The 294-nt window shown below is 51.0% G+C and carries 1 rRNA gene; it reads left to right on the forward strand.

Going from position 1 to position 294, the window contains the following annotated elements:
• Nucleotides 1-265: ribosomal RNA gene (locus tag FDW92_RS04840) — 23S ribosomal RNA — on the forward strand; the annotation flags it as partial.
• Between the last annotated feature and the right edge of the window lie 29 nt (nucleotides 266-294).

Below are 294 nucleotides of genomic sequence, written 5' to 3' on the forward strand. Positions count from 1 at the left end.
GGGGGGCTGCTCCTAGTACGAGAGGACCGGAGTGGACGCATCACTGGTGTTCGGGTTGTCATGCCAATGGCACTGCCCGGTAGCTAAATGCGGAAAAGATAAGTGCTGAAAGCATCTAAGCACGAAACTTGCCCCGAGATGAGTTCTCCCTGAGACTTTAAGTCTCCTGAAGGAACGTTGAAGACGACGACGTTGATAGGTCGGGTGTGTAAGTGTAGCGATACATTGAGCTAACCGATACTAATGAACCGTGAGGCTTAACCTTACAACGCCGAAGCTGTTTTGGCGAAGAGA

This window comes from Citrobacter sp. wls706 (assembly GCF_005281305.1).
In the GTDB taxonomy this organism is placed as follows: domain Bacteria; phylum Pseudomonadota; class Gammaproteobacteria; order Enterobacterales; family Enterobacteriaceae; genus Citrobacter; species Citrobacter werkmanii.